Origin of the sequence: Paenibacillus sp. ICGEB2008 (assembly GCF_000307675.1) — a bacterium.
GTDB classification, from domain to species: domain Bacteria; phylum Bacillota; class Bacilli; order Paenibacillales; family Paenibacillaceae; genus Paenibacillus; species Paenibacillus polymyxa.
Genome location: NZ_AMQU01000004.1, coordinates 83,241 through 94,711 on the forward strand (window position 1 = coordinate 83,241; position 11,471 = coordinate 94,711).

11 protein-coding genes, 1 pseudogene and 1 other annotated feature are annotated in these 11,471 nt (G+C 43.6%); of the genes and pseudogenes, 2 read left to right on the forward strand and 10 right to left on the reverse strand.

Annotated elements, in window-relative coordinates; translation table 11 throughout:
* Positions 1–13: 13 nt before the first annotated feature.
* The 4 genes and pseudogenes from C400_RS0101875 to C400_RS0101890 form a co-directional block, all read right to left on the reverse strand.
* Positions 14–1,399, reverse strand: coding sequence for an arabinan endo-1,5-alpha-L-arabinosidase (locus C400_RS0101875; RefSeq protein ID WP_017425806.1), 1,386 nt, complete (start codon positions 1,397–1,399; stop codon positions 14–16).
* Positions 1,400–1,484: 85 nt separating this feature from the next.
* Positions 1,485–2,326, reverse strand: a pseudogene (locus C400_RS0101880) (carbohydrate ABC transporter permease).
* A gap of 27 nt (positions 2,327–2,353) precedes the next feature.
* Positions 2,354–3,244, reverse strand: a complete 891-nt coding sequence (locus C400_RS0101885) for a carbohydrate ABC transporter permease (protein WP_016819168.1) — start codon at positions 3,242–3,244, stop codon at positions 2,354–2,356.
* Positions 3,245–3,336: 92 nt separating this feature from the next.
* On the reverse strand, positions 3,337–4,680 hold the full coding sequence (locus tag C400_RS0101890; protein WP_017425807.1) for an ABC transporter substrate-binding protein: 1,344 nt from the start codon (positions 4,678–4,680) through the stop codon (positions 3,337–3,339).
* Between the two features lie 510 nt (positions 4,681–5,190).
* Here C400_RS0101890 and C400_RS0101895 point away from each other — a divergent pair.
* Positions 5,191–6,120 carry an ArsR/SmtB family transcription factor gene (locus tag C400_RS0101895; RefSeq protein ID WP_017425808.1) on the forward strand — a complete coding sequence of 310 codons (930 nt, stop codon included), beginning with the start codon at positions 5,191–5,193 and terminating at the stop codon, positions 6,118–6,120.
* Between the two features lie 60 nt (positions 6,121–6,180).
* Here the strand turns inward: C400_RS0101895 and C400_RS0101900 are convergent, their stop codons facing one another.
* Positions 6,181–6,882, reverse strand: a complete 702-nt coding sequence (locus C400_RS0101900) for a DUF1361 domain-containing protein (RefSeq protein ID WP_017425809.1) — start codon at positions 6,880–6,882, stop codon at positions 6,181–6,183.
* Positions 6,883–6,972: 90 nt separating this feature from the next.
* Positions 6,973–7,581 (reverse strand): DUF1349 domain-containing protein, encoded by a 609-nt coding sequence (locus C400_RS0101905; RefSeq protein WP_017425810.1) that lies wholly within the window; start codon positions 7,579–7,581, stop codon positions 6,973–6,975.
* A gap of 191 nt (positions 7,582–7,772) precedes the next feature.
* Positions 7,773–8,011: a binding site (T-box leader), on the forward strand.
* Between the two features lie 42 nt (positions 8,012–8,053).
* Here C400_RS0101905 and C400_RS0101910 point away from each other — a divergent pair.
* Complete coding sequence (locus tag C400_RS0101910; protein ID WP_017425811.1) at positions 8,054–9,238, forward strand: aminotransferase class I/II-fold pyridoxal phosphate-dependent enzyme; 1,185 nt, start codon at positions 8,054–8,056, stop codon at positions 9,236–9,238.
* Between the two features lie 46 nt (positions 9,239–9,284).
* Here C400_RS0101910 and C400_RS0101915 read toward each other — a convergent pair whose 3' ends face one another.
* From C400_RS0101915 to C400_RS0101930, 4 genes are all read right to left on the reverse strand, one after another.
* Entirely contained in the window at positions 9,285–9,758 is a 474-nt protein-coding gene (locus C400_RS0101915) for an NUDIX hydrolase (RefSeq protein ID WP_016819162.1), read from the reverse strand.
* An 84-nt stretch (positions 9,759–9,842) separates the two neighbouring features.
* Positions 9,843–10,394, reverse strand: coding sequence for an O-acetyl-ADP-ribose deacetylase (locus tag C400_RS0101920; RefSeq protein WP_017425812.1), 552 nt, complete (start codon positions 10,392–10,394; stop codon positions 9,843–9,845).
* A gap of 37 nt (positions 10,395–10,431) precedes the next feature.
* Positions 10,432–10,824 (reverse strand): hypothetical protein, encoded by a 393-nt coding sequence (locus C400_RS0101925; RefSeq protein WP_017425813.1) that lies wholly within the window; start codon positions 10,822–10,824, stop codon positions 10,432–10,434.
* A gap of 22 nt (positions 10,825–10,846) precedes the next feature.
* Positions 10,847–11,434: a TetR/AcrR family transcriptional regulator gene (locus C400_RS0101930; RefSeq protein WP_017425814.1), complete on the reverse strand. Its 588-nt coding sequence runs from the start codon at positions 11,432–11,434 to the stop codon at positions 10,847–10,849.
* Between the last annotated feature and the right edge of the window lie 37 nt (positions 11,435–11,471).

Consider the following 11,471-nt stretch of genomic DNA (forward strand, 5'->3'; position numbering starts at 1 on the left):
GTAGTTCATATGATTAATCGGTGATACGTTTTCCCCAGATGGAAATTCCTTTTTCATTCATACCCGTGAAAATTAGAGTATGACGACCGAGCTCCCAGTCCCATGAAGGAAGCAATAGCAATTCCTCTTTTGACCCTTCGGACGCATTGCTCCAATCCATTGTTAGCGTACGTATACCATCAAAACTCCAGTGACCTTCCAGAGAACCACTGGTTGCCCGCCCTCCAGCTTCCAGACGAAGCGGTTCAGCTTCCACCTGACCGTCTACTTCTTGCCTTATCACGATGCGCTCCCAGTTGCCGGATAATAACCTTTTGGGTATATCCTGCTCCTTTTCGCCCGCATACCGCTCCGGCGATACGACAGGCCAACCATCAGCCGTCCATAATATTTTGCGCACATGCAAGTAAGGCCAGCTCTTATCCGTTTCTCCCCGCGCATGATGAACAATGTAGTAATCGTCTCCGTCCTTCAGCACGGAATTATGACCTGGCGCAACCCAGCCTTCTCCTTCGCTGAAACGATAACCACCCAGCACCTTGTTCCCAATCTCATATTGAGGCAAATAACTGGTATCCGCCATATCATGTCCATTTATATCCACGTACGGACCTGTAATAGAATCCGAGCGGGCTACGCGAACATTGTAGTCCTCGAATAAAGAATCATACGAGACGAACAAGTAGTATTTACGGAACACAGGATTGTACACAATGTACGGTCCTTCCACAGCTCCGTCCTCGGTTGCCCGATCTCTGGCAGCGATATTTTTACCATAGCCAGATTGCTTGAGCTTCCCAGTCTGCGGATCAAGCGGTGTGACATAAATGCCGCCGAAAAAGGATCCGTATACCATCCATGGATTTCCATCCGCATCCAATACTGGATTAGCATCAATTGCATTCAGCTTATCATGCTCATCCGTTTTAATAACCAGCCCCTCATCCTTCCAAGGACCTTCCGGGGAGTTGGATGTCTGCAACCCAATAGCTGATCGTGTGCTGCCAAATGTGGAAGCAGAATAATACATTCGATAGGTATCACCCATCTTTATAATGTCCGGGGCCCACAGATTCGTTGCTGATGACCATGCCCCCGCTTCCTTTGGAATACCGGGTAAAGCATATTGAACCCAGCTCCAGTGAATCAGGTCGGTCGATTTGCGCACCATAACACCCGGCCTCAATTCTCCACCTGTCTTTACATCCGTCGAATAGACATAATATCCCTGATCAGTTTTGATAATCGCTGGGTCATGAGCATTGTTAATAGTCCAGCGCTGTTCATCGTCTATCGTACTTTGATCATACAAGTGATCAGGAGGCGGAGCCTGCGGATATACAGGGTCCGGAGTGTTATCCCCACAGCCGGATAGACCCAGCATTAGCAGCATAACCATAACTGTTATTCTCCTCCTTCCTTTACTCAGTACATAGGGTGACTGCGTTACATCATTATCCGAATCGTCCAAGTGCAAGTGTCAATTAACCCTTGACACCAGAAATGGCAACCGACTCAATAATTTGTTTCTGGAAGATTAGGAATATAATCAACACAGGTAACAAGGCTATAATGGAAGCCGCCATAATAAGTGGATAGTCCGTCTGAATGGCGTAAGTCGCATTAAAATTCGCGATAACCAGCTGCAATGTCTGCGTTTCTGGTGAATTCAAGTAAATAATCGGTGCCAAGTAATCGTTCCAAATTCCCATAAACCATAAAATTAGCTGTGCCGCAACTGCCGGCTTAATGAGCGGAAACGTAATCGATGAATAAAGTCGGAAATAAGAGCTTCCGTCAATTTTAGCAGCTTCGATAATAGCATCCGGTACACTGAGCAAATACTGCCGCAAGAAAAAGATCATGACTACATTACCGAACAAGCCGGGAACGATCAGAGGCAACAGCGTATCTACCAGCCAAGTTTGGAGAACATCATAAATTGTGGAATCATAACTGTTGGGTAAGGAATCATCATGGATGCGATGAGTGCCAAAAACAGCTTGTTTTTATGAGGGAATCTCAGCTTTGCGAATGCAAAAGCGGCCACACTAGATGTGAAAGTACCCACAACCGTGACACTTACAGCCACAATTACGCTGTTCTTGATCCCACTTAACAGAGGACCTGCCTCCCAAATTTCCTTGTACTTACCAAACTGAAACACCTCTGGTATCCATACTGGTGGAAGTGCAAAGACATCCTGCTTTTCTTTTACCGAAGTGGACAACATCCAAAGCAACGGTGCGATCATCGCAATCGCTCCAATCGCCAGTACAATAAAGATAATGATATTGGTAACTTTCGTTTTTTGACTATGGGACATAACCAGCTTCACTCCTTTCCGCGAAAATCAATCCCCATCAAAGGATGATTTTTCATTCATTTTAAATTGAATCAAAGTTACGATAAAAATGAAGATGCCGAGAATCATAGCCATCGCGGAGGCATATCCCATTTGTAGGTTTTTGAATGCCTTATCCCAAATATAGAAGACAATTGAGGCCGATGAATATTCTGGACCCCCTGTAGGTGTCATAATGTTCATTTCAGTAAAGATTTGCGAACCACCAATAATGTTGGTAACGACCAGGAAGAAGGTTACTGGTTTTACCATTGGCCATGTAATATTGCGGAACATTTGGAATCCGCTAGCTCCGTCCAGCTCTGCTGCTTCATAATAAGAGCGAGATACACTTTGCAGTGCGGCCAGATACAGCAACATTGTATATCCGAGACCTTTCCATACGGTCATGAGAATCAGGGCCGGTTTGACTGTATCCTTATCCATCAGCCAGTTAGGTCCTTTAATACCGAACAATTCAAGGAATTGGTTCACCAAACCATAATCTCCGTTGTAGGCCCAGTTCCACATAATAGAAACGGCAGCCAACGAAGAAATGACCGGAATATAATAGATCACACGAAATGTTGTCGTACCTGGAATCTTGCGATTCAGTCCCAGTGCCAGCAGTAAAGCTAGTACAAGGCCGATTGGAATACCCAACATTAAGAAAAGAGTATTGTACATCGATTTGTAAAAGAGTTCGTCGCTAAATAAATCCTTAAAATTATCCAACCCAATAAAGTTCATTTGTCCTAATCCGTCCCAGTCTGTAAAAGAGCCGTATAACGAATAGACAAACGGGAACAACGTAAAGATTAGCAGACCGAGAATAGGTGGAAGAATAAATAAGTATCCATATATCTTCTCTTTGCGGTAGAGATTAGATTTGGTTATCACAGGGCTCACCTCTGTTTCTGATTTGGAATGAAGATGATGTTAGCAGCATGATATTCAGCCACTAACATCATCCTTTTTCCTCTATTTACGCATTATTTCTGTGATTTTTTCTCTTGCTCCACCGCTTTATCCAGCAGTTTCTGCATCTTCGGTTGTTCTTGCTTCACATAATCTGCTGCCGTAATTTTGCCATCCAGCACAGGTTGGATATCTGTGAAGAAAATATCGTACCATTCTGCGTTATACGTATAGTTACCTGGTAATGAACGTCCATAGTCATTTACGATATCAATAAATTCCTGTTTGTTGTTAGGCTTGGTTTTTGTATCCTTGGCCCATTCATCAGCCATATCCAGCAGATTCGGAATCTGTACCTTAGCATCTACGAGCTGCTTCATGCCTTCTTTGGAAGTGGTCAGATAGTTAACCAATTCTACAGCTTCATCCGGATATTTTGTTTTAGAGGAAACACCGATACCCAGAGAACCAATCCATGTTGCCGGTTTGCCAGTCGATCCAGTTGGGAAAGGCAACAAATCATATTCGAATGGCAGTTTTTCAAATGTACTCATATCCCAAGGCCCTACTGGGAAGAACGCCATTTCGCCTTTCATCCAGCGTTGATATGTGTCCAATGTTTGTGATTGTTCAATGCCAGGTGTAATTTTATATTTGTTTTGCATATCAGCAAAGAACTGAAGCGCTTCCGCAAATTTTGGATCATCAATCGCTACTTTAGTTTTGCTCTCATCCAGCCAATCAGCGCCATTACTCCATACAAAGGCTTGCAATGCCCACTGAACGTTAAAGCCTGTTCCGTATTGATCTGGTTTGCCATCACCGTTAGTATCTTTGGTCAGCTCTTGGTTAACCTTAATGAACTCATCCCATGTATAAGGTTTGTCTTTGTCAGGCAATGGAACACCTGCTTTTTCAAACATGGTTTTGTTATAACCCAAAGCGAATGGACCCAAGTCCTTCGGCATACCGTAAATATTTCCTTGACCGGCCATTTTACCGTCATAGCGATACAAATCCACACCGTATTTCCAGATGTTATCCAGATTTATATCCTTGCTCTTCTCAATATAAGGTGTCAGATCCTTCAACACACCACTGTTAACATAAGCTTTCAAATCCCCAGGGGCAAAATAAAAGATATCTGGAAGATTGTTACCTGTAATTGCAGCTCTAAGCTTTGTAGCATATTGGTCTGCTGCCGTCACGACCATTTTAACCTTTACACCAGGATGTTCTTCTTCAAATTTCTTGATAACATCCTTATAAGCCTTCTGCTCATCCGTTCCTCCACGGAACATGAAAGTCAATTCCTTGCTTCCATCGCTACTGGAACTTCCTCCACTACAGCCTGCCAGTGCAGCAACCATCAACAACAGAACAACCATTGTTAGTGCAAAACCTTTTTTCTTTGTCAACGCGACCCCTCCTAAAATTAAAATGAAACCGCATACATTAAGTGTTAAAATAACTTCATACCACTCGGCCTAATCTTTAACTGTGCGGTACACAACCCGTTGTTGATTGCCGCTGTGATTATCATCCCTCTCATGTACCATATAATTAACATTTACCTTTATCAATAATGAATTCGTTTACAAATAAAATATAGCACGCCATTCTACGGTTCGTCAATGCATTTTTCAATCTTTTTAAATAATTATAAAACATAGATTGGAGTAACTTAAAAAGCAAAATCAAATCGCATTTAAGTATATTTTCGCAATGAATACTAAATAAAATACTTAAATACGATTTATATTATAAAAAACACCTTATTTTAGAACGTCATTTCCTCTCTTCTTCTTTTAGTAAAAAATATTTACAGAAAAGCAGTTTACTTCTTTATGATTTTATTTTAACATAAATCAAAGTAAAAATATAAGCGCTTACATTACATTTTTTATAGATAAGGATGGGCTATAGCTATGATTTATATTAAGGACTTAATGTCGGGGTTAGATATTTTCAAAGCACTGGGCTCGGAAATTCGCATTCAAATTCTTGAGTTACTTGCTGTTCAAGGACAAAGTATGAATGATATTGCGAGCAAGCTAAATTTGAGCAACGGCACCATTACGATGCATATTCGCAAACTGGAAGAATGCGGGCTTGTGGAAATCAATACGGTAAGCGGTAAACACGGGACCCGAAAAATGTGCTATTTAAATAAGGAAAAGCTAATGGTAGATCTGCGCAGCAGAGAACAAAAAAATGTGTATGAGGTAGAAATTCGTATCGGTCATTATAGTAACTACCAGGCGGTTCCTACTTGTGGATTAGTGACCAAAGACAGCATTATCGGCGATTTTGATGATCCACGCTATTTTGCAGATCCCGCGCGACTGGACTCTGAAATGATCTGGATGGCAGAAGGCTTTCTGGAATACCGCATTCCTAACTACTTGAAAGCGAATCAATCCTTTACCGAAATTCAATTTTCCGCAGAGCTGGGATCAGAAGCACCGTGTTATTGTGAGGACTATCCGTCTGATATTTGTTTTCATATAAATGGTATTGCCATCGGTCACTGGACGAGCCCAGGCGATTTTGGAGCTGTTCCCGGGGTTCTCAATCCTGATTGGTGGCCCCCACACTTGAATCAATACGGCATGCTGAAGTTAATTCGCATCAACCAGCATGGAAGCTTCATTGACGGGTGCCGTATATCAGAAGTCACCATAGACGATATTGGACTTGATTACAAAAGCGATATTACACTGCGTTTATCCGTATCTGATCAATCGCAAAACAAAGGAGGACTCACTATTTTTGGTAAAAGATTCGGAAATTTCGGCCAAGATTTGCTTGTGCGCGTGCTTTACGATGTACACGAAGAAGATAACTCCAACTCCTAATTCGCCACAGATAAAAGGCCGAAGTCTGTATTCATTGAATACATGTCCTCGGCCTAAATCCTAATCTTCACTTAAAGAGATATAAATAAATAGATAAAAGATGATTGCCATCCCAAACACCAGCCAGCTAAAGGACAGCAAATGAAGCTTCTCCCCTGCATGTACTGCCCATCTCCAAAGATCCGCAAAAAGCACCAGCGGTTGCAGCAACACATCCCAGCTATTCCAGCGGGCAAATCTGCCTATATACACACCTATGCTGGCCAGCCATAACATCACAAAAACTACAGCCCATGCAAGCCAACCTGAACAAATCTTCCTCAACATACGATGGATCATCAATACACAAAGGGATGTAAGAAAAAGACCAATTCCAGCGGCCGAAAAGGACGTAAATAAGATTAGCCAAAATTGAGTATTCAACCAAAAACGCGTACCAGGATTCACATCGTACAAACGGAATGCATGTAGTAGTTCCGTCACTAAATAAAGAGCATTCGGCAGAAAAAACAACCATACCCATGCGGCGAAAAATAAAAGAATATTTCTTACTTTTGCATTTCGCAATCTGAATAACGCCACCATGAACAATGAAATAAACACCGGAACCCATGCCAGGAATATATCCCAGTACAGAAATTGATATATTCTCGTCCCGCTTGTGGACTGTAGATACATAATGAGTCCGAAACAGCCCAACGTAGCTACAAGCATCACCCCCAACAAACCGGGCAGCTTGTAACCCTTCCTTCTTAACAGCAAACTTCCATCTACCTCCTGCCTAATAACGCGTATTTACGTCTCTTCAGTTCTCTCTTATAGCGCTTTCACATTTAGAAAGAGGGCTTTTATTTATTCCACGTTTCGTATATCCTCGAACACATGATCTGTTATCGTCAAAGTATCAAAGGTAACATTACACCCCGCCCCTACCGGAGATTGTGCGACAACCCCAACTTTTAGCTGGCTGGGAACATTCATGCCAAAATATCTGGCCAGTTTCCAATGTTGACCATCCGAGGAATAATGAAAGGCAAAGCAATTTCCAGCTCGTGTTACTCGCAAATATGGATTAGAAGCATCCATCGCCCCCGATATACAATCATCGGATGTATCCCGTGTGACCACACTAAGGATCGAGGGGGTATTCTCAAAGTATTCAAAGCATACCTTAGCCCAATGAGTATCATCCGCCATCACCATCAAGCATCCTGAATCATAGGGCTGCTTCATATCGACACGAACCCTCGTCCAGATTGTAAAATCTCCATGTAGGGTGGTATGCAAAAAAGGAGCGGACGATTTGATAACTGCGCCGGACGGATCTCTAAAAAAATCTGCCTGTGAAGGTGCAGAGACTTGTAAAGCCTTGGATTCATCGAAGCTCCATACAGTTGGTTCGTTGATCCACCTCCATCCTTGAGGCAAAACCTTTTCGTTAAAGCCTTCAAATACATTCATATGGACACCATCCCTCTCTAGCCAATATAGTCTTAACACAGTGAAATTTTGGGGCAGAATTCCCCATGATACCACTATATACGTAATCTTCCAGTCGTCAATGATGATGCTTCTGTCTTCCAGAATTATAAAAAAAAGACTTGCTATTCTGAAATGTTGTGCTTATAATTACACCTAAATTGATACGGTAACAAATTTCAATGACGAGAACGAGTAAGCTATACAGCGGATTTGCAGAGAGTTGGGGCAGGTGAAAGCCAACATTCCGAGGGTAGCTGAACGCCATCTCTGAGAAGCGGGCTGAACCTGAAGTAAGCTCTGCCGCCTTTCCAGCGTTAACCGGAACACGTATTGATGGATACGTGAACAGAGTGTCATTTCCTATGGAATGAAACTAGGGTGGTAACACGGGTATAAACTCGTCCCTTTTACAGGGGCGGGTTTTTTTGTTTTTCAATAAGGAGGAATCAACATGACAAATGTATCGACAGCAGTATCTATAACTGATTTTTTGACTCCGGCTGTACGGGAAATGCCGCCTTCAGGTATCCGTCGGTTTTTTGAATATAGTGCAGGCAGAAAAGATATCGTATCGCTTGGTGTTGGTGAACCGGATTTTATAACCCCTCAACATGTGAGAAAGGCCTGTATCACAGCACTGGAAAATGGTAAAACCTCATACACACCCAATGCAGGTCTCCCTGAGCTTCGTGAGGAAATTGCCGGATATCTGGAGAGCAGCTTCAGCACATCCTATAACCCGGCAGATGAAATCATGGTCACTGTTGGCAGTAGTGAAGCGTTGGATTTGGCGCTACGCGCCCTCATCACAACACACGATGAAATACTCATACCAGCTCCCTGTTATATTTCGTATTCGCCTATTACGTTTTTGAACGGAGGACATACCGTAACGGTTGAAACGTCTGCTGACCAGCAGTTTAAGCTGACAGCTGAGGCGCTCAAATCCAAGCTGACTCCACGATCCAAAGTGCTTATTCTCTGTTATCCGAACAACCCGACTGGCGGGGTGATGACCTATGAGGATTGGCTACCCATTGCCCGTCTGGTTGAGGAGCATAATCTGATCGTCATATCGGACGAAATTTATGCTGAATTGACCTATGGACAGCAGCATGTAAGTTTCGCTTCTCTGCCAGGAATGAAAGAACGCACCCTGCTCATCAGCGGCTTTTCCAAAGCATTTGCCATGACAGGCTGGAGGGTCGGCTATGTATGCGGTCCGAAAGAGTTGATTTCAGCCATGCTGAAAATCCATCAATATACAGCCATGTGCGCGCCTATTATCGGGCAAATTGCCGCTATTGAATCCCTGCGCAACGGGCTGGAGGAAAAAGATCGTATGATGGAGTCCTACAATCAACGTAGAAAATGGTTCGTTGCTGCCCTCTGTCAGACAGGGCTTCCATGTCATGAACCAAATGGTGCCTTCTATGCTTTTCCCTCCATTATGCACACAGGGTTAAGCTCAGAACAGTTTGCCAAACGACTGTTGGAAGAACAAGGAGTTATAACGGTCCCGGGTTCCGCATTCGGCCCAGGCGGCGAAGGTTTTATCCGCTGCTCGTATGCGTCATCACGTGAACAGCTGGAAACGGCTCTGGAACGCATCAGCGTATTCCTGAAACGCCTGTAAACCGATTTTCCATCGCATGGACTGAACATGAGCATGGGGTGAACATTTACTTCAGCAACTTCTGAATAAGCTTTTTCTGGTGTGTTGGCAAACCTTCCGGCCATTCCCCTACGCGGCAATAACAAATGTCGGAGATTTCAGCGCTTGGTCGAAAGGTACCCGGGATCACCCGGCCTGTAAAAATAAGATCCACACGGTTCGGCAACTGGCCAAACTGGGCTTGCGCCAATGAGGTGATCTCTACCTCCAGCCCGGTTTCTTCCCGGACTTCGCGCCGCAGGGCAATTTCCGGCTGCTCTAGCTCCATCCAGCCGCCGGGAATCCCCCACGGCTGCTTCCGGTATACGTGCTTTAATAGCAGCACTTCCCCGGCCTCATTCGTGAAAATGCCCAGCACAGCAATTAAAAATTTATGTTGTGCCCGGTACACCAAAGCATTTTTCAATCGAGTAAACGGCGTATGCTTATACATGAATACAAGCCAATCCCGCGGAATCTTATTTACCAGCTTAGCCAGCATAACACACCTCCAGTTGAGCACTCTTACATCAACTCATTCGTTGGATTAAGGTAAATGAGGAGCTTAAGTATGTATACTAAAAAATTAATCTTTAGGTGACTGTAGCTTACGGCTATATAACTGAGCATTTTCCGCATCAAAACAAACAAAAATAATCTCATTCAACCCAGCATGTTCCTGTACAAAACGTGTCACTTCCTGTATAGCAATCTCGGCCGCCTTTTCTTTTGGGAATTGGTAGATGCCTGTGCTGATATTGGGAAAAGCAATGCTGCGTGCATTCAGTTCTAGAGCCAATTGCAGTGTATGACGGTAGCATGTCGCCAATAGTTCTTCTTCCTGATGGTCGCCACCATTCCAGACTGGGCCGACCGTATGAACAACATATTGGGCATCCAGCTTGCCAGCCGTCGTATAAACCGCACCTCCTACCGGACATCCCCCTTGTTTGTTTCTGATACGGACACAATCCTCCAATATAGCCGGACCACCAGCTCTATGAATCGCACCATCTACACCACCGCCACCCAGCAAGCTTGTATTTGCTGCATTGACGATAATATCCGCCTTACAACGGGTAATATCCCCTTGCACCACACGTATGATCACGTTAAATCGTTCAATTTGGGTATCCATTGATCCGATCCTCCTTCTCTTCTAAAAACCAGCTTTGTTATATAGTCATCTTATAGTCTCTACAAGCGATTTCTAATATATCGTCATAGGTTTTCAACAGAAAGTGTCTTAGATTTTTCCCCCGTGCACTAGCTATTGTCGCTAATAATGGCGTATCTGTAAGCTCGTCAAAACTGCTACCTTGCGCATACTTCTGCTCAGACATGTCTAGAGCCACATCCAGTTCAATCATATTAAAGTAGTAGACTCCTGTAAATATAAGCTCATAGGATACAAAATCGTCTACTGCTTCTGGCGCTAAACCCCCATTAATCTCTCCCTTCAAAACCAGCTCTTTTTTCGCATAATTCATATGAATCTGATCCAAATAGACTGCATCCCGTCCATGCAATTCACCAAGCGGTGTTTGAATAGCTTTTATGTGTGGCATCCAAGTGTTCTCCTGTCCTAAATTATTTTCCATCCAGCAACATAAGTGCGGTCGCAACCGCATGATCCACAAAAGAACGCGCTGGGCGTGACTTCATCATCACAGTTATCCCGATTAACAAAGAGACTAATGTGTGCGCCAAAGCTCGTGCATCCATAGTCACCTCAAGCTCCCCAGATTGAATACCACGTTCGAGGGTCGCCTGAAAGACAGCAGAAAGATACATCTGATGTTCTCTAGTTAAAATCTCAAACCTCTCATCATGAGGGGCTAACTCTACCATTGTATTGATGCAAAAACATCCCTTGTTAGACTCCTTCTCGTACTCTTCCGCCACCACTCCCCCAAAAAAATTGTAAAATGCTTCTTTTACAGATGAACTATTTTGCAGTTTAGCCCTTACACAAGCTGCATGAGATTGCGTATATTTACGCAGCGCAGCTTCGAATAATTGCTTTTTATCCCCAAAGGCAGCATATATGCTGGGGCGTTGTATTCCCATACGGGAGGTCAAATCACTTAAAGATGTGGCCTCGAATCCCTTTTCCCAAAAAACTTGCATCGCTGCATCCAACGCTTGATCTTCATCAAATTCTCGTGGTCGAACCATATTTAACCCCTTCTTTTTGTATCGTTCAGTATATTAA

Excerpts from the sequence above, each read along its gene's own strand:
- C400_RS0101915 (WP_016819162.1), bottom strand. The coding sequence starts at position 9,758 with ATGCTGGCTAAGCTGGTAAATAAGATTCCGCGGGATTGGCTTGTATTC.
- C400_RS0101920 (WP_017425812.1), bottom strand. The coding sequence starts at position 10,394 with ATGGATACCCAAATTGAACGATTTAACGTGATCATACGTGTGGTGCAA.
- C400_RS0101905 (WP_017425810.1), bottom strand. The coding sequence starts at position 7,581 with ATGAATGTATTTGAAGGCTTTAACGAAAAGGTTTTGCCTCAAGGATGG.
- C400_RS0101910 (WP_017425811.1), top strand. The coding sequence starts at position 8,054 with ATGACAAATGTATCGACAGCAGTATCTATAACTGATTTTTTGACTCCG.
- C400_RS0101930 (WP_017425814.1), bottom strand. The coding sequence starts at position 11,434 with ATGGTTCGACCACGAGAATTTGATGAAGATCAAGCGTTGGATGCAGCG.
- C400_RS0101925 (WP_017425813.1), bottom strand. The coding sequence starts at position 10,824 with ATGCCACACATAAAAGCTATTCAAACACCGCTTGGTGAATTGCATGGA.
- C400_RS0101875 (WP_017425806.1), bottom strand. The coding sequence starts at position 1,399 with ATGGTTATGCTGCTAATGCTGGGTCTATCCGGCTGTGGGGATAACACT.
- C400_RS0101895 (WP_017425808.1), top strand. The coding sequence starts at position 5,191 with ATGATTTATATTAAGGACTTAATGTCGGGGTTAGATATTTTCAAAGCA.